Source organism: Yersinia sp. 22-579 (assembly GCF_030433455.1).
Lineage (GTDB): Bacteria > Pseudomonadota > Gammaproteobacteria > Enterobacterales > Enterobacteriaceae > Yersinia > Yersinia enterocolitica.
In genome coordinates this window covers 183911-207155 of sequence record NZ_JAUJTZ010000008.1, presented here as the reverse complement: position 1 = coordinate 207155, position 23245 = coordinate 183911, and the positions used below count along the sequence as shown (strand labels likewise).

Sequence of the window (23245 nt, the reverse complement as noted above, 5' to 3'; positions counted from 1 at the left end):
TCTCTCTGATTTATTAAGGATGCGTATGAAAAAGTTAACCGGCCTGATCGCAGCTCCGCACACTCCCTTTGATGAGCAGGGTGAAGTCAATTATCCCGTCATCGACCAAATTGCCGAGCATCTGGTGAATGATGGTGTGAAAGGGGTCTATGTGTGTGGCACCACGGGTGAAGGTATTCATTGCTCGGTAGAAGAGCGCAAAAAAATTGCCGAGCGCTGGGTAAAAGCGGCACAAGGTAAACTGAGCATTACTTTACACACTGGCGCACTCAGCATTAAAGATGCTGTCGACCTTTCGCGTCATGCCGAAACACTGGATATTTTCGCGACTTCAGCCATCGGCCCATGCTTCTTTAAACCGGGTAATATTGACGACCTGATTGCCTATTGTCAGGCCATCGCGGCAGCCGCACCTTCAAAAGGTTTCTATTACTATCATTCCGGAATGTCCGGTGTGAATTTGGATATGGAACAATTCCTCATCAAAGCCGAATCAAAAATCCCAAATCTGTCAGGGATTAAATTCAATAATGCGGATTTGTATGAATTCCAACGCTGTCTGCGCGTCAGCGGTGGCAAATTTGATATTCCATTCGGGGTCGATGAACATTTACCGGGTGGTCTGGCAGTGGGAGCTATTGGCGCAGTCGGCAGTACTTATAATTACGCCGCGCCGCTATTCCATAAAATCATTGCTGATTTTAATGCTGGCAATCAAGTTGCCGTACAACGCGGTATGGATCAGGTTATTGCTCTTATTCGCGTTTTGGTCGAATTTGGTGGCGTTGCTGCCGGTAAAGCTGCAATGCAATTACACGGTATTGATGCCGGTAATCCACGCCTGCCATTGCGTGCGCTGACTAAAGAACAGAAACAAACCGTGGTGAATAGAATGCGGGATGCCATCGCGATTTAATTACAATAGATAACTCATCACAAAAAGATAAAGGCCGGAAAACCGGCCTTTCGTCATTCAGAAGAGCTGCACTTATAAAGACAATAACTTAGTCAGAGACGGCGCAAAGTAATAACTGCCGGTTACTGGCTTACTAAAACCTAATAACAGATCGTGCTTACCGTCTATTGAACCAAACATGCTCAGTAATTGCTGTTCGATATTGTGCAACCGCGCGCAATAGGCAATAAAATACAAACCGTGTTTGCCACTGGCAGTACCGTAAGGCAAGCTTTGACGCAATATTTTTAGCCCTTTACCATTCTCTTTAAGATCAACCCGGCTGACATGAGAGGTATCGGGGCGTTGATCTGAAGGCAATTCCTCACTGCCATGTTTGGTACGCCCTACAATTTGTTCTTGTTTATGTTCTGGAATACGCTGCCATTTTTTCAGATCATGTTCATAGCGCTGAACTAAGACATAGCTGCCGCCCGCATCTTCTTCGCCATCAGCAATAACAGCCACTTCAGGTCGACTTTCACCTTGCGGATTCTCAGTGCCATCAATAAAGCCAGTAAAATCACGCTCTTCAACCCAGCGGAAGCCATGAGTCTCTTCTTCAACCGCAATAGCATCACCAAACGCAGCCACCGCAGCTTGCGCCAGAGTGAAGTTGATATCCTGGCGTAATGACTGAATATGAATTAATAAATCACGTTGGGTGGCAGGAGCAATCATCGGCGCTTTGCCCAATGCGGTAAAAGGCTTTAACTCTTTCGCGCCCTGACCATTAGACAAGTCATGCCAAATATCGGAACCGAAAGCGATAACTGCGCCTAAATGCTCATTGGGGAATTGCTGTTGTAACTCTTGCAATGCCTGACAGAATTTTTTACACCCTTGGCGAATGGCATCAAATTCGCCCTGCACTTTTGCTTCCATAAAAATGGCAAAACGGCAATGCTCCAGCAAAATGCCACTCTGAACTTGAGTCATGTTATTTCCTCACTAACAGCCAATATTGATTATGCCGAATATCATAGCTGAAGCGATTAAAATAACCTTGCGTCAGCGCAAAATAAAACTGAGCTGGGGCCGAGGCCTTGAGAAGGAAGAATATTATTAAGGCGCAAATATAAGCCGCGCCTTACAATAAAAAGAGAATAATATTTATTCGCTTTTAGCGCGCCATATAATTTTACTGACTTTCCAGCTTTGCAAAGCATCGTCAGATGGCATTAAGCCCTCCGGACCATGCCAGTCACCATCAAATAAATAACTGACATGCTGACTATCTGGCGCAGCACATTCTATTTGTGCATGATCATCACCGGTACCTTGACGGCAGACACCAAAGGCTTTTTTATACAATTGGCTAAATGGCGTGCCGATACTGACACCCCATTGGCTAGGAATATCTTTATCCATGACATCAATGCGCTCCACCGTACCTTTTGGTTGGCCGGAGATAACCAACTTAATTTGGTCTTCTTTCATGGCCTGATAGAACGACACTAACTTGCCATCATTAGTTGCCATACCGCTGCGCAGCCGATAATCGCCTTTCAGTCCTTCTTTAATCTCATTTTCACTCAACGGCGTACTGGCTGTAATACCACCAACACCTTTATCGGTAACTTGCATACTGCTGCTACCGCCAAACCAATTAAGCGGAGACAAACTTGACCAAGAAAAACTGGACGTGGCTGAACACCCTGCCAGCAACAAAGGGGCTCCCAGTAATAACCAGCGCATCCCAGACAATCGTGGGCAAATATTCATCTAAAACTCCTAAAAAAACCACTGCATCCCATAAGTTCTCCTGCAAAAAGACTATGCATGGAAGCAAGAGCATGACAGTTGAAAATGATAACCAGAGATTGGAGTCCGGCTGGCTGAAAAAGTGCCATCACACTACCGGCTTTCATCATTCTTTCCCATTATCGGTGTCATCAAACGAATTCACCCACAGAAGAAAATGCCGCTAATCAGCTTGATAAAATAGACTTTATCCCCATTTATACCCATCAGACAGTTATATTTCGCAATGGGCTAATCTCTTATTAGGCAAATTCTAACGTCATTTTGGTCTAGTATTGGGTAACGAGGCTAACAAGGCCTCTGGTTTCAAATGCAATAATTCATTCATTGAAGGAGCAATAAAATGAAGAAACTGACCTTAGCTGCAACCTTGGTTATGTTGTGCAGCACACCATTCCTGGCGCAAAGCGCATCAACCGCAGCGCAAGGTGGTTTTGACGGCCCGGCAACAACGCAGACTCAGCCAGCCGCTCAAGGCGGGTTCTCAGGGCCAAATGCCAGCAACACCACGGTAGATAAAGTGAAAGCCATGCGTGATGATGCCCATGTTACCTTGCAAGGGAATATTACCGAGCGCCTGGGCCATGATACTTATACTTTCCGCGATAGCACCGGCACCATTACTGTCGATATCGACAGCAAACGCTGGAAAGGCCAAACCATCACGCCACAAGATAAAGTCCAAATCGAAGGGAAAGTGGATAAAGACTGGAACTCTGTGGAAGTTGATGTGAAAAACATTACCAAGATTAAGTAATTAATCTTTTCTACCTCTGGTGCTGTATAAATTCAGTACCAGAGGCACCCCGGCCCACCTCATCTATTTCTGTCTATTCATTGAATATTTCGTACTGAAAACCATTACAATGGTAATATATTTAATTATATTACTGTGAAACCATGTTTATTAATTGTTTATTTTTATAATATTAAAAATTTATTACAGTAAGTGCCTGTCAGGATTTTATTTAAAGATAAACCTACAGATAACTCAATCACAAAGCTAACATCAATCATAGAGATATATAATGACAATTAAAAACACATCAACAAACCTTACTGAATATAAAAATAATATTGCTGACAATTTTAATCAACTAAAAGAAATGAATACAGCGATACTCAACCGAACACCCGAGTATATCAACACGCAGTATGGTGATTTAAAACATACACTTAAAAACGCTCATAAGTATTATCAGGATGGCATAATAACATCAAAAACTCTCTCTGACGCCACTCTTAGCTTCATTGATACATTAGATGACGAGATTAATATCGCACGCAACAATGGAAACACGGAAATAGCACAATCACTTATGAGTGAAAAAGATATGGCCCTTTATTTCAACGCCCAACTGACGGATGAATATGAAACCGTTATTGAGGAAATGTCATCACCAGAAGAGACCTTAATTGAATATATGGCGTTTTTTCAAGAAAACAATATTGTTCCGGCACCACTAATACGAATTCATTATAATTCACCGATAATACCGCAGGTCGTTCCCGCAGTATAAATCTATCACCTAACATGGACTTTCCCTCGTGACTGGAGGGAAAGTTTATGCCGATTCAGTGTAATCTTTCATCGCTAGCTTCAAATACTGAAGATCCACCAACGTAGTTAGCGTCAAAATAACCCTCAATACTCCTGATCAACAATCAGCCGCTTGCCCAGCATGATGCTGTCTTGGGTTTCGTAATCCAGCTTTTCATACATGCCGATCACTGCGTCATTGTCTTCGCGCACCATGATATTCAGCTTCGGGCAGCCGCGGGCGATGAGTTTCTTCTCAAGGCGGCTGATCAGCGCATTGGCAAAGCCACGTCCCCGGAAATCAGGATGAACGCCCAGATAATAAGCCGAACCTCGGTGGCCGTCATACCCTCCCATCACCGAGCCAACAATCGCGCCACTGACTTCCGCCACCAGAAACAATTCGGGATCATGATTTAGTTTACGTTCAATATCCATTTCCGGATCATTCCAGGGCCGCAGCAAGTCGCAATGCTCCCACAGCAGAATCACTTCTTCAAAATCACTTTGCTGAAATACACGGATTTCCATGGATATTCGCACCCTTGAGTCAAATGGATATGCTGATCATTACACAAAATTATATCACGCAATAATAAAGTGATATTTCCCATAGTGATAGTACGTAATGATAGGAGAATTGGATAAATTGTGTCGGATTCCAACCCACTCAGCACAACTCCACAGCGAGAGTACAACAATGGCGGCAAATCGCGGTATACTTGGTCCCTTATAATTTCCCGGCTACCAGAACCCTTCAGATGAATTTACCCGATATAGACCAAATCAAAACCTACCTGCTGGATTTACAGGATAAAATCTGTGCCGCGCTGGCCCAAGCTGACGGCAGCGCCAAATTCACAGAAGAAAACTGGGTGCGTGAAGAAGGTGGCGGTGGCCGCAGTCGGGTAATGGTCAAAGGGGCAGTTTTCGAGCAAGCAGGGGTAAACTTTTCACATGTTTCTGGCGCAGCACTGCCAGCATCTGCCACCGCACATCGCCCCGAACTGGCGGGTCGCAGTTTTCAGGCGCTCGGCGTGTCACTGGTTATTCACCCGAATAGCCCTTATCTGCCCACCAGCCATGCCAATGTACGCTTTTTTATTGCTGAAAAGCCTGACGAAGATCCGGTGTGGTGGTTTGGTGGTGGCTTTGATTTAACCCCCTTCTATGGTTTTGAAGAAGATGCGATTCACTGGCATCAAACTGCTTATAACCTGTGCCAACCTTTTGGCGAACAACTCTATCCGCGTTATAAAAAATGGTGCGACGACTATTTTTATATTAAGCATCGTAATGAAGCTCGTGGTATTGGCGGCCTGTTCTTTGACGATTTAAACAGCGACGATTTAAACAGCCCCGACTTTGATACCTGTTTCAACTTTACTCAAGCAGTCGGCGACGGTTTCCTGGATGCTTATATGCCGATTGTCGCGCGGCGCAAAACTCTGAGTTGGGGCGAGCGTGAGCGCGAATTTCAGCTTTATCGTCGGGGTCGTTATGTTGAATTTAATTTGGTCTGGGATCGCGGCACGTTATTTGGGTTACAAACCGGTGGGCGCACAGAATCTATTTTAATGTCCATGCCGCCACTGGTGCGTTGGGAATATAATTATCAACCGGCAGCAGACAGCGCTGAAGCGGCGCTGTACCGAGATTTTCTGCCGGTAAAAAACTGGCTAGCCGCAGGAGAACATCACTGATGCAAATTTGGGTTGATGCGGACGCTTGTCCGAATGTTATTAAAGAAGTGTTATTTCGTGCCGCAGACAGAACTGGCATGATGGTAACGCTGGTGGCAAACCAGCCACTAAAAACCCCGCCTTCAAAGTTTATTCGCACATTACAAGTTGCTTCTGGTTTTGATGTTGCTGATAACGAAATCGTACAGCGCGTCGAAAAAAATGATCTGGTCATCACTGCAGATATTCCGTTGGCCGCCGAGGTGATTGAGAAAGGGGGCATTGCGTTAAATCCGCGCGGTGAACGCTATACTCCAGATACTATCCGTGAGCGGTTGAATATGCGTGACTTTATGGACACTATGCGCGCCAGCGGTATTCAAACTGGTGGCCCTAATACCTTAAATCAGCGCGATCGCCAGCAATTTGCCAATGAGCTGGATAAATGGCTACAGCAAGCGATTAAAGCGCGAGTCTAAATATCGATAACTAAAAATTTAGCGCTATCCCTGCCCCTACAGCCCACAATGAATAGTTTGGTTTTATATCGTGCTATATACTTTATATAAACCTTCACTGCGGGCTGGTATATGAAAAAATTTGATTACAATCTGGTGAAATTGCTGCAATGCCTGATTGAGTTTCGTAGTGTTACCCGCACAGCAGAAGAGCTGGATGTCGCAATTTCAACGGTTAGCCACGGTCTTGCTCGCTTGAGGCGTGAATTCAATGACCGGATTGTCATTAACACCAAAGAAGGTTTGGTTCCGACCACACTCGCAATAACCCTCAACAGCCATTTTTCATCTGCCGCAGACCTGATTGATAATGCCATTGCTGCCGGAAAAAATAGTGATTCGGCCCAAAACTCGCTGACAATCAGTGCCAGCCCATTAATCCAACATTGGCTAAGTTGCCAAATATACCAACTGTCACAGTCCAGCGATATGGGCGAAAGTTTTACTATCAAATATGTTGACAGTCATTATACCAGTGAGCGACGAGTATCACGGTTAAGAAATAGTGAAGTAGATATCGATATCGGCTCTATTTTAGATATAGACCGTTCATTAGTCAGTTATCATTTAGGGTCGTTTCCACTGGGGGTTTTATTAAGTAATTCACACAGTAGAATTTCTGGTGACATAACTAAAGATGACTGGTTGCAAGAACAGCGCTTAATTTGGAATATCAATACCCAAAGAGCTTTATTTACTCCAGGAAACTCTTTTAATGATATTCATGTCAATGATAATGCAAAGATTGAAACAACCAACTCACTCAACGCTGTAACTCTGGTCGCCAATACAGACTACTTAGCGATTTTCCCCTTTATGATGCAGTCATTCTTAGCGAAACAATTCAATGTCCACATGTCCCCACTCCCCTTTTCAAATAATGGTTTAGTATCGTATTATGCCTATATTAATAAGAAATCTGACTCAAATGACCTGATCAGAAAATGTCTCAAAATCATACAGAATCTTCGTTAACGGAGACTAACAACACACAGCCTGATTAAGTAATTTATTATAAAGCTGCCCTACCGACTTAACTTTTAGTTTGATATAAATACTGTGTCGATGGCCACTCACAGTTTTCTCACTAATATCAAGTTTTTGTGAAATTTCCTTATTACTGTCACCCGATAAAATCAGGCTAAGGATGGTATACTCTCTTTGTGTTATTTTAAATTTTCTTAAATAGTAGATATAGAGAATATCATCAATATTAATATCATTATTACTCCGTCCTTTAATGGCGGAGCTATCAGAAAGTACCAATTGTAGCCCTTGGATACTATTGTATAAATCAAAAGACAGATAAGAGGCTTGCTTAATAACAATGTGTTCTATTTCAAGAATTTTCTCACCAATAATACTGACTATTTTAATAGGATGATATCTCATCCGTTCCTTCAGTGAAATTATCATATTTAACCAGTTTTCACCTGGCCAGGTATAATCAATTATTAAGAAATCGACGCTGTGCACCTCGATATAATCACAGACCTCAGCAATATCAGTAAAATTATTTAGCGATATTAAACGATTAGATTTTTTGAGTGGCATGATATCCGAGACTACATAGTCTAATCCTGCCCCAAAAAATGATGATTGACTTAAAGACACAACTGAAATCATTGGATTACCCTTGATATTAAACAAACGAACACAGCGCATCAATCTATTGGTAATCATGGTATCAATACCAATAGATAAAGTAATTCAGACACACCTTGCCGTGCTGGGAATAATCCTATTATGTAAAATAAAATCACAACAGATCTTAAAATGAAAAGACATTTAGCAAAAACAGAATAACCTTAAAAATCATTAAGTTAAACAAAATAATAGACATCAAACAAGATAAAACGAACAATTAATATCTATCAAACATCATTACGATTAAATATTTACCCTATAAAAACAAGACATATCTTATTAAATAACCACCAATAACCTTAGGTGACTCAGTTAATCATAAACGCAATCGATAATAGATCAATTTTTATTGTATAGAGTCATTTATATATATTCATATAATCTGCTGACAAGAAGCCAGCCCTGCATTCGCAGTTTTACAATTTAATAACCCAAAGGGGAGCCAATATAGCTCCCCTTCTGGTTCATCACGTTATAACACCAGAAACTACAATGGCTGGGTTTGCGCCTCTACCACCGCTAATGCCACCATATTCACGATTCGGCGCACAGAAGCAATCGGCGTCAGAATATGAATCGGTTTTGCCACCCCCATCAGCACCGGCCCAACGGTCACGCCCTCTGAAGTGGTCACTCGCAGCAAGTTATAACTGATTCGCGCCGCTTCCATATTTGGCATTATCAGTAAGTTCGCAGCCCCTTTCAGTGGGCTATCTGGCATCAGGTTATGGCGGATACTTTCTACCAGCGCGGCATCCCCATGCATTTCACCGTCAATCTCCAGTTCAGGTGCCATCTGATTCACCAACTCAAGTGTGCGGCGCATTTTACGCGCGGCCGGGCAATCCGAGGTACCAAAACTCGAATGAGATAACAGTGCCACTTTTGGCTCAATACCAAAACGGCGCACCGTTTCAGCCGCCATCAGAGTAATCTCGGCCAACTGCTCAGGTGTCGGGTCATCATTGACGTAAGTGTCAGCGATAAACGTATTGCCAGTTGGCAGCAACAACGCATTCATCGCGCCCGCCACATGTGCCCCCTCGCGGAAACCGAATACTTTTTCGACCACATCATAATGCTCATGATAAGTGCCAATGGTGCCACAAATCATCGCATCGGCTTCCCCCCGATGAACCATAATGGAGCCAATCAGGGTTGGGTTGCCAATCACTGCCCGACGCGCCTGTTCCTGCGAAACCCCACGGCGCTTCATGATTTGATAGTATTCGTGCCAATATTCATTAAAGCGTGGGTCAGACTCATTATTGACCACTTCGAAGTCTTTCCCCGCCGTAATTTGCAGGCCCAACTTCTTCAGCCGAGTCTCAATCACGTTTGGGCGACCAATCAAGATAGGATAGGCCAGCCCTTGGGAAATAAGCTCTTGAGTCGCATGCAATACTCGCTCTTCTTCCCCTTCCGCCAAGACTACCCGCTTCATCTCTTTTTTCGCTTGCGAGAAAATCGGCTTCATAAATAAGTTGGTTTTGTAGACAAATTCCGTCAGTTTTTCGATGTAAGCACTAAAGTCAGTGATTGGACGGGTTGCCACACCGGAATCCATTGCTGCTTTCGCCACCGCCGGTGCGATTTTCACAATCAAACGCGGGTCGAATGGTTTAGGAATAATGTATTCAGGGCCAAAGGAAAGGTCTTGTTCACCGTAGGCTGATGCCACCACATCACTCTGTTCAGCCAGTGCCAGGTCAGCAATCGCATGCACACAGGCCAGTTTCATCTCTTCATTAATGGTGGTCGCGCCCACATCTAATGCGCCACGGAAAATGAACGGGAAGCACAGCACGTTATTCACCTGGTTCGGGTAGTCCGAACGGCCGGTGCAAATAATCGCATCAGGGCGCACAGCTTTTGCCAGTGGCGGCAGGATTTCAGGTTCAGGGTTCGCCAGCGCCAAAATCAGCGGGCTGGGGGCCATGGTTTTCACCATATCTTGCGTGAGGACACCCGGGCCGGAGCAGCCGAGGAAGATATCCGCACCTGGCATCGCATCGCCTAAGGTGCGCTGACCATTATCTTCAATTGCATAAGCCGCTTTGGTTTCAGCCATATTGGCTTCACGGCCTTTATAAATCACACCCTTAGAATCACATACCGTAATATTGTGATGCTTTAATCCCAGTGCAACCAGCAAATTCAGACAAGCAATAGATGCCGCCCCGGCCCCAGACACCACCAGTTTCACATCGCTGATATCTTTTTTCACGACACGCAAGCCATTGAGTACCGCAGCGGTACAGATAATCGCGGTACCATGCTGGTCATCATGGAACACCGGGATCTTCATGCGTTCACGCAATTTCTGCTCAATATAAAAACACTCGGGCGCTTTAATATCTTCCAGGTTAATGCCACCGAATGTCGGTTCCAGTGAAGCAATAATGTCGATCAACTTATCGGGATCGAGTTCATCTACTTCAATATCAAACACATCAATACCGGAGAATTTCTTAAATAGAACCCCTTTCCCCTCCATGACCGGTTTACCCGCTAATGCGCCAATGTTGCCCAGCCCCAGTACCGCGGTACCGTTTGAAATCACTGCGACCAGGTTGCCGCGCGCCGTATATTTATAGGCAGCCAGTGGATCAGCCGCAATCTCCAAACACGGAGCAGCAACACCTGGAGAATAAGCCAGCGCCAAATCCCGTTGGGTCGCCAGCGGTTTAGTTGGCGACACCTGAATTTTCCCCGGAGTAGGATATTGGTGGAAATCAAGCGCGCTCTGTTTCAATTGTTCGTCCATTGTAGGTTCCCTTTGCTTTTATTCTTTGAGGTGGTAGGGAACCAGTATAGTGAGTGAATTATCACAATCTATGAAGCAGGGCATACTCTGCATAACATTTTTATATCAACAGCATAATTTACTGATCAATCAGGGGGGAATAATCAACAATCGGGGAATTAAGTGCCGCGAAATCGCGGCAACAAATGCAGAGCATCACTCGGAGAAGAAGGAATACTAACCTAATAAATTGTGGATTTGCGCATATTGTAAAAGCATGATGGTCTTACCATCTTTAATTCGGCCATCCGCGATCATGGCAATAGCTTCAGTGAAGGGCAACTCAACCACCTCGATAACTTCATCTTCAACGCCGACATCATCAGTCACTTTTTGAGCCACATGATATTCCGCAGCAAAGAAATGGACAATTTCAGTCACGCCACCCGGCGACATATAAGCTTCAAACAGCTTTTGTACGTTATCAACCTGATAGCCGGTTTCTTCCATGGCTTCACGACGAATACACTCTTCCGGCGAGTCGTTATCCAGCAAACCGGCACAAGTTTCCAGCAACATGCCGTCGGGATTGCCGTTGACATAGGTTGGCATACGGAATTGGTTAATCAGCAAGACAGTGCCATTGGGGCGGTTATACAACAGAATAGTCGCGCCATTTCCTCGGTCATACACTTCGCGAATCTGTTGTACTGACGTTCCATTATCATCTATTAAATCAAAGGTGTACTTGTGGAGCTTGAACCAGTTTTTAGATAACAATTCACTGCGAATATTTTCAATTTTGACTGACATAAGACCTTCTTTAATCCCCAAAACACCCTAGAATTTTATTTACTTAGCTAACGCTAGTCCTTGTTCATTTGCAATAGGAACCAGCGCAATAAAAATGCCCCGATAACGGAGCATTTAAGGTGAGATATTAGAAACGTTGCTATCAGAAACCAGTGGGTACATCCTTCATATCCGGCAACTTATGGGCGATGCCTTTGTGGCAATCGATGCAGGTTTTACCTTCTTCAATCGCTTTACTGTGCATTTTCGCCGCCACCGTTTTCTGCGCCGTGAAGTCCATATTGTCAAAATTATGGCAGTTGCGACACTCTTGCGAACCATTGGCTTTCATCCGCGCCCACTCGTTTTCCGCCATCGTCAGGCGATGAGCCTCAAACTTCTGCGGTGTATCAATCAAACCAAAGGCCTTGGCATATAGCTCTTTACTGGCTTTGATTTTACGCAGCATTTTCGGCCCCCACTCATGGGGCACATGGCAATCTGGGCAGGTCGCCTTCACACCACTGCGGTTGCTGTAGTGGATGGTTCCCATGTATTCCTGATAAACGTTGTCTTTCATTTCATGGCAGCTAATACAGAATTTTTCAGTATTCGCCATTTCCATACCGGTATTAAAACCGCCCCAGAAAATGATGCCACTGACAAAGCCAATCAGCAGTAACGTGCCGAGCGCCAGCCGGCTCGGCCGACGCCACCACTGCCATATTCGTTTGATCATGCCGGGCTTTTTAGTTTCATTCATTTTTTATTCTCACAATAGCCATCTCGCTTATTGACCAAAGCCAGGTGCTGGCTGGAAGCTATTACCGACAATCGGTGCTGCATCAGTTTGTGGCACATGGCATTGCAAGCAGAAGTAGCGACGTGGGGATACTTCACTCGATACCTTGCCATCGCGATCAATAAAGTGGGTTGGGCTAACACGCGGCGCACCCGTAGTACGATAATGTTCAACGCCATGACATTGCAGGCAACGGTTGGTGTTTTTGCTGATTTGATAGCCATCAACACTATGTGGGATCAGTGGGGGTTGGTTAACATAGTTCAGCGCCATCCGCTGTTGCTGTTTGGGCATTTTCACCTTACCTTCTGCCGTACCAGAGACTTCCGGTGATTGGCTTAAATCCATCTCGACATTGCTGGCAGCATTGACGACACCAGCTATCAGCAATACCGCCAGTAGCGATACCACAGATATTACCCGGCGATTGAATGCGTGAAACATCGTGTTATTCATTATTTTCTCCTGAGAACACCGCTCTTCCTGAACTGCGCGCTATCTTCTGAACTACGCGCTATCTTTGAACTACGCGACAACTCGAGCCAATTTGACTGCACATTTCTTGAAGTCAGTTTCTTTGGATAACGGATCGGTAGCATCCAATGTCAGGTTATTCACCAACTGCGCAGCATCAAAGAACGGCATGTACACCAGCCCTTGTGGTGGACGGTTACGTCCACGGGTTTCCACCAGCGAAATCACTTCGCCACGGCGTGAAATCACTTTCACTTTGTCACCGCGCCGTAAACCACGAGCTTTAGCATCCAATGGGTGAATGAAAAGTACCGCTTCAGGGAAAGCACGATGTAATTCAGGCACTCGGCGGGTCATGGAACCGGTATGCCAATGCTCCAGAACACGGCCAGTGGAGAGCCACAAGTCATATTCCTGATCCGGACTTTCCGCCGCCGGTTCATAAGGCAATGCAAATATCACGGCCTTACCATCCGGTTTGCCATAGAAACGCACGTCCTCACCTTTTGGTACGAAGGGATCAAAGCCTTCACGGTAACGCCACAACGTTTCTTTACCATTCACCACCGGCCAGCGTAGGCCGCGTTCCTGATGGTAGCGATCGAACGGCGCTAAGTCGTGACCATGACCACGGCCAAAATCGGCATACTCTTCAAACAGCCCTTTTTGGATGTAGAAACCGAAATCACGCGCTTCATCATTCAATTGGTCAGCAGGAATTTCACTCAGTGGGTATTTATTCACCACATTATTGGCAAACAGCACGTCATACAGCGTCTTACCGCGATATTCCGGTTTCTTATTAATCAGCTCATCAGGCCATACTTCTTCAACTTTGAAGCGCTTGGCAAACTCAACGATCTGCCATAAGTCAGATTTCGCTTCACCCGGTGCAGGCACTTGTTGACGCCAGAACTGGGTACGGCGCTCAGCATTGCCGTAAGCGCCCTCTTTCTCGACCCACATCGCGGTCGGTAAGATAAGGTCAGCGGCTAGGGCACTGATAGTGGGATAAGGGTCTGAAACTACAATAAAGTTACGCGGATCACGCCAACCCGGCATGCGCTCTTCATTGATATTTGGCCCGGCCTGCATGTTGTTGTTACACATCACCCAGTAGGCATTAAGCGTGCCATCTTTCAGCGCACGATCTTGCGCTACGGCATGTAACCCCACTTTCTCCGGAATCGTACCCGCTGGCAGTTGCCATTTGGTTTCGGCAATTTGGCGATGTTTTTCGTTAGTGACCACCATATCGGCAGGCAGGCGGTGGGAGAATGTCCCCACTTCACGGGCTGTACCACAAGCGGAAGGCTGGCCGGTCAGAGAGAAAGGCCCAGAACCTGGTTTAGAGATCTTGCCGGTTAACAAGTGCAGGTTGTAGCACATGTTATTGGCCCAAACACCACGAGTATGCTGGTTAAAGCCCATCGTCCAGTAAGACACTAGTTTCACTTTCGGATCAGCATACAACTGCGCCAGTGACTCTAATTGATCTTCCGGCACACCGCTCATTTTGGCGGTTTTTTCCAGCGTATATTCAGCAACAAAGGCTTTAAAATCATCAAAACTCATCGGTTCTGATGCATCACTACCGGGGTTTTTGGCCGCTTTTTCCAGTGGATGTGTTGGCCGTAAACCATAGCCAATATCCGTTGCACCACGGCGGAAGTTCACATGGCGATCCAGGAAGCCCTGATCAACGGCATTATTTTGAATAATGTAATTGGCGATGTAATTCATAATCACCAGATCGGTCTGTGGGGTAAAGACGATCGGGTTATCGGCCAGTTCAAAGCTGCGATGTTCAAAAGTAGACAGCACCGCAATTCTGACATGCTCATTCGTCAGACGACGGCTGGTCATGCGTGACCACAAGATAGGGTGCATTTCCGCCATATTGGAGCCCCAGAGCACAAAGGCATCTGCTTCTTCAATATCGTCATAACAACCCATTGGCTCATCCATACCGAAGGTACGCATAAAGCCCACCACGGAAGAAGCCATGCAATGACGCGCATTGGGATCAAGGTTGTTGGAGCGGAAACCGGCTTTCAGCAGTTTAGACGCCGCGTAACCCTCCCACACTGTCCACTGGCCGGAGCCAAACATGCCTACGGCGGTCGGGCCTTTTTCTTTCAGTGCATTTTTGAATTTCAGCTCCATGATATCAAAGGCTTTCTCCCAACTGATCGGAGTAAAATCACCTTCTTTATCATACTGGCCGTCTTTCATCCGCAGCAGTGGCTGGGTCAGGCGGTCTTTGCCGTACATGATTTTAGGCAGGAAATAGCCTTTAACGCAGTTCAACCCACGATTGACCGGTGAATCCGGGTCACCTTGAGATGCCACGATACGGCCATTTTGCGTGCCAACCAAAACACCGCAGCCAGTACCACAGAATCGGCAAGGCGCTTTATCCCATTTGATTGCGTTTGTTGTCTCACCCACAACCGCCTTGGCGACGGTGGGTATGGTCAATCCGGCTGCGGCTGCCGCAGCAACTGCGGCATTGGCCTTCATAAAATCCCGGCGACTGAGTTTCATGGCATTTCCTCACCTTGCTGATCCTGCTGGTGATAAACCAGCGATACAGCCAGCACACCATCCAGATTGCGTGCTGACTCAATATAATTCAGGAGCACGTCTGAGCGCGCTGCCTGCATAACCACCACCAATTTACCCAGAGCGGTATCACTGGTGGGTATTTCTGTGCCCGGAATCGCCAGCAGGCTGTCGATGAGTGGCGCTATTCGCGCAGGCTTGGCTTGTATCACCAATCCACAGACATGCCATTCTTTATCGTCCATCTTCACTCCGGGTAAGGGTTACTGCCTGGACGGGGCAACTGGGTACACAGGCACCACAGCCGGTACAAGCAGGAAGGTCTAATTCGGGCTGAGCAATGCCGTTTAGGCGCGGACGGAATTTTATCGCCCGCGTTTCACAACTATCCTGACAACTGCGGCATTCAATATTGTGAAAAGGTAAACAGCGGTCAGAGATATTGATTTTCAGCGACCAGGCGGGTTGCTCCGTTGAAGTAAAAACGCCCACTTCACAGGCCTGCACACAGGCTTGACAGAAGCTGCACTCGGCACGCTGAAAATCTATTTCAGGAAATCCACCACTGCCAGCAACCAATACGCCAGTTTCACAAGCGGCAACACAGTTTTGGCAACGGGTACAACCAGCAATAAAATCACTTTCGCTAACCGACCAAGGTGGCCGAATAGCCGAGGGCTGCTGTTTACCTGCTTGCCAAGAACCCGTCAGCAATTTACGCCGCGATAAATCAGTCATACTGATATCCTTAACATCTACTGGCGCGCCCGCGTGTACTTTAGGAGAGTGTTCATTTAAAGCTCGGTGAGTCACACCAAAGCAATGATAATGATTGTTATTTGTATTATTAGAGAATTCCCCAGTGTCTAGGTATTAAATACAGAATAATGAGTAATAAAATAATTACTCTTTAGAGTTAATCGTTGGTAGATATTGAGCAAGATCAATTAATTTAGTGGTTATTTGCGTGGTTTCTCACGATTAAATCTATTTGCGTTATTACTTTTTTTATATAACGATTTGTTTAATGAGAATGGCTATCAAAAAGAAATGATATTTTGGTGATTATTCTTTAGATAAACTGGCGCGGTTAAATGAATTTGGCCGAAGTTTTGAGGTACACTTAACGCGTGGTTCAACTAACTATGATGGATAACATGGTTGGCCAAATTAATGCCGCCAAATAATCCACGTTCAACAGCCAGACATTTAATGCTATCGGTTACAGGGACATTACTTATCATGACCAAAAGTCACACTATAATGATCGTTGACGATCATCCCCTCATGCGCCGTGGGATCAAGCAGTTACTTGAGCTGGATAGCAACTTTGATGTGGTTGCTGAAGCCAATTGCGGCAGTGATGCCATTATTGAAGCGGCCAAGTGCCAGCCAGATGTCATTCTGCTTGACCTAAATATGAAAGGCATGTCTGGGCTGGATACATTGAAAGCTTTGCGTAATGAAGGTATTGATGCGCGAATTATTGTTTTAACCGTCTCAGATGCGCGCAGTGATGTCTACGCCATGATTGATGCAGGCGCAGATGGTTATCTGCTTAAAGACAGTGAACCTGAAATATTACTGGAAAATATCCGTCTGGCTTCAAAGGGTGAGAATGTATTCAGTGATGCAGTCACACAATATTTATCCTCGCGAGATGAGCAGGTTAATCCATTCTCTGAATTAACCGAGCGAGAATTAGATGTTCTGCAAGAAGTCGCGCGGGGAATGTCCAATAAACAAGTCGCGTTTGAGTTACACATTTCAGAAGAAACCGTGAAAGTGCATATCCGCAATTTATTACGGAAACTGAATGTCCGCTCACGCGTTGCGGCAACCATCATGTATTTAGAAAATAAACAATATTAATAACCACCATATTATCTATACCCTAAATAATTCGAGTTGCAGGAAGGCGGCAAGGGAGATAATCCCGATGAGTTTACTCTTTCTTAAGGTCAAGACCCGTAAGTGATTCGGGTTATTGAACGTAGCCAACGCACATGCAGCTTGAAGTATGACGGGTATAATAGCAGCCAAGTTATTAGATTACTCAATGGCTGCTAAGATAAAATTATGGTTATCGTCTATCCATTTTTTATTCAGCGGCCCCCAACTGTCTAACTGATAATATCCCGCATTATTGCGCACACCATCCTGTACAAATGTCATGGTGATGCCCAAACCGGGCAGCGCTTTCAGCACATCCTGTAATGTTCGCCGTGGCCAGCCAGTCAATTCCATCAAGCGCGGTACATTCAGCGACTCCCCTCGGCTTATCAACCAACAAAGGTAGAGACGACGGGCAAATACCGGATTAAGTTCCATAACATCCTCCAAGGTTGGATAGCTATTTAATAGTCTACCTGATACCAGAAAAAACACCTGTTTATACCCGTCATACTTCAAGCTGCATATGCGTGGGCTGCCTTCCTACAACTCGAATTATTTAGGATATATCACTCTTTTTACCATCAAGGTGAATTAACTCGATTTTTACGATGTTATTTACAGCTTCTCCTTATTTTCTTCACGTTTTCTTAAGCATTCCCGCGTAAAGTGCAACGTGGATTCTGCTGTATTTAACCCGAGAGGCTGGCACTGCATGGCTAATTTTTTCATCGACCGCCCAATATTTGCTTGGGTATTGGCGATAATTTTGTGTCTGACTGGCGCATTGGCAATATCAACACTGCCGGTTGAGCAATACCCTAATCTGGCACCGCCCAATGTGCGCATTAGTGCATCCTACCCCGGAGCCTCGGCACAAACACTGGAAAATACTGTCACGCAGGTCATAGAACAAAGTATGACCGGTCTGGATAATCTGCTGTATATGTCATCACAAAGCAGTAACTCCGGCAGTGCATCAATAACCCTGACTTTTCAGGCTGGAACCAATCCTAATGAAGCTATGCAGCAGGTACAAAACCAGTTGCAATCCGCTATCAAAAAGTTGCCGCAAGATGTACAGCAGCAAGGTGTTTCAGTGTCTAAATCAGGGGATAATACCCTGATGATGGTGGCGTTTGTTTCCACTGATGGCAGCATGGATAAACAAGATATTGCCGACTATGTCGCCAGTAACCTGCAAGACCCACTCAGCCGTATTGAAGGGGTGGGCAGCATTGATGCATTCGGCTCTCAATATGCGATGCGTATTTGGCTTGATCCTAATAAACTCAATAATTATCAACTTACTACCCAAGATATTGTGACTGCAATTCAGTCACAAAACAGCCAGATAGCCGTGGGGCAATTGGGCGGAACACCTTCTGTCGATAATCAAGCACTCAATGCCACGATTAATGCCCAATCCCAGTTACAAACCCCAGAACAATTCAGAGAAATCACGCTGCGAGTCAATCAAGATGGCTCACTGGTGACACTAGGTGATGTAGCAAAAATTGAGATGGGTGCCGAAAAATATGATTACCTGAGCCGTTTTAATGGTCAGCCCGCCTCGGGAATGAGCATCAAGCTGGCATCAGGCGCTAATGAACTGCAAACAGATGAATTAGTCAAAGCCCGTATCGCAGAACTGACCCCATTCTTCCCGCACGGCCTCGAAGCAAAAATTGCCTATGAAACCACCCCCTTTGTGAAAGCCTCCATTAAAGACGTGGTCAAAACACTGCTGGAAGCCATTTTGCTGGTTTTCCTGGTGATGTATCTGTTCTTACAAAACTTCCGCGCCACACTGATTCCGACGATTGCCGTTCCAGTAGTGCTATTGGGCACCTTCGCGATACTGTCGGCATTCGGATTCAGCATTAATACCTTAACCATGTTCGCCATCGTGTTAGCCATCGGTTTACTCGTCGATGATGCCATTGTCGTGGTGGAAAATGTGGAGCGCGTGATGAGTGAGGAAGGGCTTGAACCACGAGAAGCCACGCGCAAATCCATGAGCCAAATTCAGGGCGCGCTGGTGGGGATCGCTCTGGTGCTGTCGGCGGTATTTATTCCGATGGCATTCTTCGGTGGCACCACCGGGGCTATTTACCGCCAGTTCTCCATTACTATCGTATCCGCGATGGTGCTTTCAGTGCTGGTGGCATTGATTTTGACCCCGGCACTTTGCGCCACCATGCTCAAGCCGATCAAACCGGGGCATCATCATGCCAAACGCGGCTTCTTCGGCTGGTTTAACCGCATGTTTGACCGCAATGCTCACCGCTATGAGCGGGGCGTAGCGCAGGTTTTACATCACAGCGTGCGTTATATGCTGCTGTATTTATTGCTTTTGGGTGGGCTGGCGCTGCTGTTTATCAAGTTACCAACCTCATTCCTGCCACTGGAAGACCGTGGTGTCTTTATGGCTCAGGTACAACTTCCTGTCGGCTCGACTCAGCAGCAGACACTCAGAGTGGTTGAGAAAGTCGAGAATTACTTCCTGACGGCAGAGAAAAATAATGTGCTGTCGGTCTTCTCCACCGTGGGCTCTGGCCCCGGTGGTAATGGTCAAAATGTCGCGCGCCTGTTCATCAGACTGTCTGACTGGGAACAGCGAAAAGACAGTAATGATTCGTCATTTGCCATCATTGAACGCGCCACCAAAGTGTTTAACAAAATCGCCGAAGCAAAAGTCTCTGTCAGTAGCCCACCGGCCATTTCAGGTTTGGGTGGTTCGTCAGGTTTTGATATGGAATTACAAGATCACGGCGGTTTAGGCCACGACAAACTGATGGCGGCGCGCGACCAATTATTACAGATGGCATCTCAGGATCCCGCGCTAACACGCGTGCGTCATAACGGGCTGGATGATAGCCCGCAATTACAGATAGATATTGATCAGCGCAAAGCACAAGCGCTGGGGGTGTCCCTGGATGATATTAACAACACACTAAAAACGGCGTGGGGCTCGACTTACGTTAACGACTTTGTTGATCGTGGGCGGGTGAAGAAAGTGTATGTTCAATCTGAAGCCACTGCGCGTATGTTGCCGGAAGACGTTAACAAATGGTATGTGCGTAATAAAAACGGCGGCATGGTACCTTTCTCTGCCTTTTCAACCACTCGCTGGGAGTATGGCTCGCCACGACTGGAGCGCTATAACGGCTATTCTGCTTTGGAAATCGTCGGTGAAGCGGCTCCAGGCGTCAGTACCGGTACTGCTATGGATGTCATGGAGGGATTGGTCAAACAACTGCCTAATGGATTTGGCTTGGAATGGACAGGAATGTCCTATCAGGAACGGCTCTCTGGCTCACAAGCCCCTGCCCTATACGCCATTTCACTGTTAGTCGTATTTTTATGTCTGGCAGCATTATATGAAAGTTGGTCAATACCCTTCTCAGTGATGCTGGTTGTGCCACTCGGGGTGATTGGGGCGGTTGCCGCAACCTGGATGCGGGGCTTGGAAAATGACGTCTATTTCCAGGTCGGATTACTCACCATCATTGGGCTATCAGCCAAAAATGCTATTTTGATAGTTGAGTTTGCCAGTGAACTGAATAATAAAGGCAAAGATTTGGTTGAGGCCACACTTGAAGCCTCTCGCCTGCGGCTACGGCCCATTCTGATGACTTCATTGGCATTTATTTTTGGTGTCTTGCCGATGGCAATCAGTCAAGGGGCTGGCTCTGGTAGCCAACATGCAGTGGGTACCGGTGTGATGGGTGGGATGATTTCAGCTACCGTGCTGGCTATTTTCTTCGTGCCACTGTTCTTTGTTTTGGTACGACGCCGCTTCCCCGGCAGGCCAGCACGTGCAAAAAATAGTGATACTCAGTAAAACAGAAAAAATACAGGCGGTACGTAAAAAAGGTGATACTAACGATTAATGTCACCTCAGACTGCTGACAAACCCCAACAACTCGATCTTGCAAGGTGAGGACAGGTAGAAGAGTAAAGCGTCCGCGCCAGGGACGGCGCGGCTCGAGCCCCCAGGGAAGGGTTTACGGCGTCTTTACGATCTGCCTGTTTTCACCGATACGGGCACTTTGTCATTAACCTCACCTTTTTATTTAAAGTAAATCAAAGGATAATAAGCAAATATATTAATTATATTTTAATAAGTAATTAAAAGTTAAATAAAAAAACAGCGCCATATATTTATAGTTATATCTTGACCATCTTAAAATCATCATCCATATTTATTTCTCCCGTCATACTTCGGGAATAAAAATACAGCATAACATTAACCTCAAAAGAGTCAGGAGATATAGCTATGGGTATTCTCGGCTTATTGCCAAACAAAGTTGATGAAGATGAGTCTATTGAAAATAATGAACACCTTACTTGTTTAACAGAAAAGGAGTTGGCTGAACTGGAAAGTTAATAGCATCATAATTAAGGGGGCTTAGGCCTCCTTAATTAATTGTTAACAGGAGATAAATTAATGGAATTACCCTATGAGCGTGAAATTACATTAGCTGAAGCAAAAAAACGAATTCTGGCTGAATTTCAGGATAACGCCATCACTCCTCACATAGAAAATATTGGTCTACATATCATTACAACCACATGTAATATCTATGATCAAAATAATAATTTACTCAGCCAAGGTGTGGGCAAAGGTATTGATGGCGCGGCACTAACTGGTGCTTTTTATGAAGCATTTGAACATTATATTTCAACAAATCACCAAAAATTCGGCGAAATGACATTATGCAAAACCAATAAACTGCAACATACATTGGGCGGTACTGATTTCGTTAGAGATGTGCTACAAACTCAACCTAATACAAAAATTGCTTGTCGCCATTATAGTAATATCACTGGCGATATTTCGATTTATTATCCAGCCGCTTTTTCAACACCGGATTACGCGGATTGTCCCCTTGAAGGAGATAATTTCGATTATCAGGTATTACGCCGCTATTCCAGTAACAGTGGTACCGCCATTGGTTCTTCTTTTCAGGAAGCTGCGCTGCATGCTGCAAATGAAAGTATTGAGCGTGAAGATTTATCTCAATTTTTGATTAATTACTTTTATCAAGATAACAAAAAAGCATTACGCCTGGTTAATCCTGATTCGCTACAAGAAGAACTTCACACCTTATGGTTAAATGCTCAGGCCGAAATAGCAGATCACATTACAGTACTCGAAATCAGCCAATCTTCAAGTTGTCGGACATTCATCGCTTTCGGCCATAAAATCTGCCAGGCGGTACATTTATTTGGTGCAGGAACCTCCCTATCATCTTATTACGCCATATCCCGGGCAATAACCGAACTGATCCAGTTTCACTCTATTGTCGCCCGATTCCCTTACCTCATTGAGACACAAAAACATTCTTTACGGCGATTAGCACAGTGGCCAAAACTACAGCGCAGCTGTAAAGCCTATTTGCCCGGATTATTAACCGATAGAACCTTGCATAGTGTCGATATCCCAGAAGATGGCCCCATTGCGCCAGTAATTGAGCAATTATTGCAGGTAGAGCGGGAGTTAAACATGCGAGGGTATCAATTGCTGGTCAATATTCTCTATCAAAGTACTTCTGGCTGTACAGTCGTCAATGTGTTGGTTCCTGGCTTTGAGCGTTTCTTTCTTATTAATAGCGGCAACATTGTGGTGCCTTGGATGGGCTATCAATATCAAAACAGCTAGTGATAATTGGCTGAGAGCAAAAGCGATAGATAGCCAATAAAAAAGGCAGGAACGATGACGTTTCTGCCTTCTGCGGACGATAACCCGCCCCTGGATATGTATTAATAAAACAACAAAAGATAACAACTCTTACTGCCGGTTTATTCGCTTATGCCTTACGCAGCATAGCATCGATAAACTCTTTCCACGTACCTAACTC

The 23245-nt window shown here is 45.5% G+C and carries 21 protein-coding genes; 9 read left to right on the top strand and 12 right to left on the bottom strand.

Features of this window, described 5'->3' with window-relative positions:
• Positions 1–25: 25 nt before the first annotated feature.
• The gene (locus QSV56_RS12040; RefSeq protein ID WP_019081746.1) at positions 26–916 is read left to right on the top strand and encodes a dihydrodipicolinate synthase family protein; all 891 of its coding nucleotides are present in this window, start codon (positions 26–28) and stop codon (positions 914–916) included.
• A 72-nt stretch (positions 917–988) separates the two neighbouring features.
• On the opposite strand, the gene QSV56_RS12035 is transcribed toward QSV56_RS12040, so the two are convergent.
• Together QSV56_RS12035 and QSV56_RS12030 are read right to left on the bottom strand one after the other, a co-directional pair.
• On the bottom strand, positions 989–1894 hold the full coding sequence (locus QSV56_RS12035; protein WP_019081747.1) for a Dyp-type peroxidase: 906 nt from the start codon (positions 1892–1894) through the stop codon (positions 989–991).
• A gap of 174 nt (positions 1895–2068) precedes the next feature.
• Positions 2069–2680, bottom strand: a complete 612-nt coding sequence (locus tag QSV56_RS12030; protein WP_019081748.1) for an RpoE-regulated lipoprotein — start codon at positions 2678–2680, stop codon at positions 2069–2071.
• A 382-nt stretch (positions 2681–3062) separates the two neighbouring features.
• Between QSV56_RS12030 and QSV56_RS12025 the strand changes: the two genes are divergently transcribed.
• Entirely contained in the window at positions 3063–3476 is a 414-nt protein-coding gene (locus tag QSV56_RS12025; RefSeq protein ID WP_046050491.1) for a YgiW/YdeI family stress tolerance OB fold protein, read from the top strand.
• 271 nt (positions 3477–3747) lie between these two features.
• Positions 3748–4239 carry a hypothetical protein gene (locus QSV56_RS12020; RefSeq protein WP_050157469.1) on the top strand — a complete coding sequence of 164 codons (492 nt, stop codon included), beginning with the start codon at positions 3748–3750 and terminating at the stop codon, positions 4237–4239.
• A 125-nt stretch (positions 4240–4364) separates the two neighbouring features.
• Here QSV56_RS12020 and QSV56_RS12015 read toward each other — a convergent pair whose 3' ends face one another.
• Positions 4365–4790 (bottom strand): GNAT family acetyltransferase, encoded by a 426-nt coding sequence (locus QSV56_RS12015; RefSeq protein WP_005166566.1) that lies wholly within the window; start codon positions 4788–4790, stop codon positions 4365–4367.
• A gap of 230 nt (positions 4791–5020) precedes the next feature.
• On the opposite strand from QSV56_RS12015, the gene hemF reads away from it, so the two are divergent.
• The 3 genes from hemF to QSV56_RS12000 all read left to right on the top strand — a co-directional run bounded on the left by hemF (position 5021) and on the right by QSV56_RS12000 (position 7434).
• Positions 5021–5962 carry an oxygen-dependent coproporphyrinogen oxidase gene (gene hemF, locus QSV56_RS12010; RefSeq protein WP_046050464.1) on the top strand — a complete coding sequence of 314 codons (942 nt, stop codon included), beginning with the start codon at positions 5021–5023 and terminating at the stop codon, positions 5960–5962.
• Positions 5962–6420 carry a YaiI/YqxD family protein gene (locus QSV56_RS12005; RefSeq protein WP_019081752.1) on the top strand — a complete coding sequence of 153 codons (459 nt, stop codon included), beginning with the start codon at positions 5962–5964 and terminating at the stop codon, positions 6418–6420. Before hemF ends, QSV56_RS12005 begins: the two co-directional genes overlap by 1 nt.
• 111 nt (positions 6421–6531) lie before the next feature.
• Positions 6532–7434 carry a LysR family transcriptional regulator gene (locus tag QSV56_RS12000; protein ID WP_301212489.1) on the top strand — a complete coding sequence of 301 codons (903 nt, stop codon included), beginning with the start codon at positions 6532–6534 and terminating at the stop codon, positions 7432–7434.
• Positions 7435–7440: 6 nt separating this feature from the next.
• On the opposite strand, the gene QSV56_RS11995 is transcribed toward QSV56_RS12000, so the two are convergent.
• The 8 genes from QSV56_RS11995 to napF form a co-directional block, all read right to left on the bottom strand.
• Positions 7441–8085, bottom strand: coding sequence for a LuxR C-terminal-related transcriptional regulator (locus tag QSV56_RS11995; protein WP_301212487.1), 645 nt, complete (start codon positions 8083–8085; stop codon positions 7441–7443).
• Between the two features lie 508 nt (positions 8086–8593).
• Positions 8594–10873: an NADP-dependent oxaloacetate-decarboxylating malate dehydrogenase gene (maeB, locus tag QSV56_RS11990; RefSeq protein ID WP_019081755.1), complete on the bottom strand. Its 2280-nt coding sequence runs from the start codon at positions 10871–10873 to the stop codon at positions 8594–8596.
• A gap of 216 nt (positions 10874–11089) precedes the next feature.
• Entirely contained in the window at positions 11090–11665 is a 576-nt protein-coding gene (gene nudK / locus QSV56_RS11985; RefSeq protein ID WP_019081757.1) for a GDP-mannose pyrophosphatase NudK, read from the bottom strand.
• Between the two features lie 142 nt (positions 11666–11807).
• A complete protein-coding gene (napC, locus tag QSV56_RS11980; protein ID WP_005172326.1) occupies positions 11808–12407 on the bottom strand; it encodes a cytochrome c-type protein NapC in 600 nt (199 codons plus the stop codon).
• A 27-nt stretch (positions 12408–12434) separates the two neighbouring features.
• Entirely contained in the window at positions 12435–12902 is a 468-nt protein-coding gene (gene napB, locus QSV56_RS11975; RefSeq protein WP_019081760.1) for a nitrate reductase cytochrome c-type subunit, read from the bottom strand.
• A gap of 69 nt (positions 12903–12971) precedes the next feature.
• A complete protein-coding gene (napA, locus tag QSV56_RS11970) occupies positions 12972–15467 on the bottom strand; it encodes a nitrate reductase catalytic subunit NapA (RefSeq protein ID WP_019083673.1) in 2496 nt (831 codons plus the stop codon).
• Complete coding sequence (napD, locus tag QSV56_RS11965; protein WP_019081761.1) at positions 15464–15730, bottom strand: chaperone NapD; 267 nt, start codon at positions 15728–15730, stop codon at positions 15464–15466. The genes napA and napD overlap by 4 nt, the downstream gene beginning before the upstream one ends.
• The gene (gene napF / locus QSV56_RS11960) at positions 15720–16223 is read right to left on the bottom strand and encodes a ferredoxin-type protein NapF (protein ID WP_046694737.1); all 504 of its coding nucleotides are present in this window, start codon (positions 16221–16223) and stop codon (positions 15720–15722) included. Before napF ends, napD begins: the two co-directional genes overlap by 11 nt.
• Before the next feature lie 504 nt (positions 16224–16727).
• On the opposite strand from napF, the gene QSV56_RS11955 reads away from it, so the two are divergent.
• Positions 16728–17357, top strand: a complete 630-nt coding sequence (locus tag QSV56_RS11955) for a response regulator (RefSeq protein WP_005165685.1) — start codon at positions 16728–16730, stop codon at positions 17355–17357.
• 180 nt (positions 17358–17537) lie between these two features.
• Here QSV56_RS11955 and QSV56_RS11950 read toward each other — a convergent pair whose 3' ends face one another.
• Positions 17538–17816 (bottom strand): helix-turn-helix domain-containing protein, encoded by a 279-nt coding sequence (locus tag QSV56_RS11950; protein ID WP_019081763.1) that lies wholly within the window; start codon positions 17814–17816, stop codon positions 17538–17540.
• Between the two features lie 277 nt (positions 17817–18093).
• Between QSV56_RS11950 and acrD the strand changes: the two genes are divergently transcribed.
• Both acrD and QSV56_RS11940 read left to right on the top strand, forming a co-directional pair.
• On the top strand, positions 18094–21225 hold the full coding sequence (gene acrD, locus QSV56_RS11945) for a multidrug efflux RND transporter permease AcrD (RefSeq protein WP_019081764.1): 3132 nt from the start codon (positions 18094–18096) through the stop codon (positions 21223–21225).
• A gap of 606 nt (positions 21226–21831) precedes the next feature.
• Complete coding sequence (locus tag QSV56_RS11940) at positions 21832–23046, top strand: YcaO-like family protein (RefSeq protein ID WP_050157503.1); 1215 nt, start codon at positions 21832–21834, stop codon at positions 23044–23046.
• Positions 23047–23245: the final 199 nt, after the last annotated feature.

Bases quoted from the DNA above. Each gene is read 5' to 3' on its own strand.
- QSV56_RS12040 (WP_019081746.1), top strand. From the start codon at position 26: ATGAAAAAGTTAACCGGCCTGATCGCAGCTCCGCACACTCCCTTTGAT.
- QSV56_RS12035 (WP_019081747.1), bottom strand. From the start codon at position 1,894: ATGACTCAAGTTCAGAGTGGCATTTTGCTGGAGCATTGCCGTTTTGCC.
- QSV56_RS12030 (WP_019081748.1), bottom strand. From the start codon at position 2,680: ATGAATATTTGCCCACGATTGTCTGGGATGCGCTGGTTATTACTGGGA.
- QSV56_RS12025 (WP_046050491.1), top strand. From the start codon at position 3,063: ATGAAGAAACTGACCTTAGCTGCAACCTTGGTTATGTTGTGCAGCACA.
- QSV56_RS12020 (WP_050157469.1), top strand. From the start codon at position 3,748: ATGACAATTAAAAACACATCAACAAACCTTACTGAATATAAAAATAAT.
- QSV56_RS12015 (WP_005166566.1), bottom strand. From the start codon at position 4,790: ATGGAAATCCGTGTATTTCAGCAAAGTGATTTTGAAGAAGTGATTCTG.
- hemF (WP_046050464.1), top strand. From the start codon at position 5,021: ATGAATTTACCCGATATAGACCAAATCAAAACCTACCTGCTGGATTTA.
- QSV56_RS12005 (WP_019081752.1), top strand. From the start codon at position 5,962: ATGCAAATTTGGGTTGATGCGGACGCTTGTCCGAATGTTATTAAAGAA.
- QSV56_RS12000 (WP_301212489.1), top strand. From the start codon at position 6,532: ATGAAAAAATTTGATTACAATCTGGTGAAATTGCTGCAATGCCTGATT.
- QSV56_RS11995 (WP_301212487.1), bottom strand. From the start codon at position 8,085: ATGATTTCAGTTGTGTCTTTAAGTCAATCATCATTTTTTGGGGCAGGA.
- maeB (WP_019081755.1), bottom strand. From the start codon at position 10,873: ATGGACGAACAATTGAAACAGAGCGCGCTTGATTTCCACCAATATCCT.
- nudK (WP_019081757.1), bottom strand. From the start codon at position 11,665: ATGTCAGTCAAAATTGAAAATATTCGCAGTGAATTGTTATCTAAAAAC.
- napC (WP_005172326.1), bottom strand. From the start codon at position 12,407: ATGAATGAAACTAAAAAGCCCGGCATGATCAAACGAATATGGCAGTGG.
- napB (WP_019081760.1), bottom strand. From the start codon at position 12,902: ATGAATAACACGATGTTTCACGCATTCAATCGCCGGGTAATATCTGTG.
- napA (WP_019083673.1), bottom strand. From the start codon at position 15,467: ATGAAACTCAGTCGCCGGGATTTTATGAAGGCCAATGCCGCAGTTGCT.
- napD (WP_019081761.1), bottom strand. From the start codon at position 15,730: ATGGACGATAAAGAATGGCATGTCTGTGGATTGGTGATACAAGCCAAG.
- napF (WP_046694737.1), bottom strand. From the start codon at position 16,223: ATGACTGATTTATCGCGGCGTAAATTGCTGACGGGTTCTTGGCAAGCA.
- QSV56_RS11955 (WP_005165685.1), top strand. From the start codon at position 16,728: ATGACCAAAAGTCACACTATAATGATCGTTGACGATCATCCCCTCATG.
- QSV56_RS11950 (WP_019081763.1), bottom strand. From the start codon at position 17,816: ATGGAACTTAATCCGGTATTTGCCCGTCGTCTCTACCTTTGTTGGTTG.
- acrD (WP_019081764.1), top strand. From the start codon at position 18,094: ATGGCTAATTTTTTCATCGACCGCCCAATATTTGCTTGGGTATTGGCG.
- QSV56_RS11940 (WP_050157503.1), top strand. From the start codon at position 21,832: ATGGAATTACCCTATGAGCGTGAAATTACATTAGCTGAAGCAAAAAAA.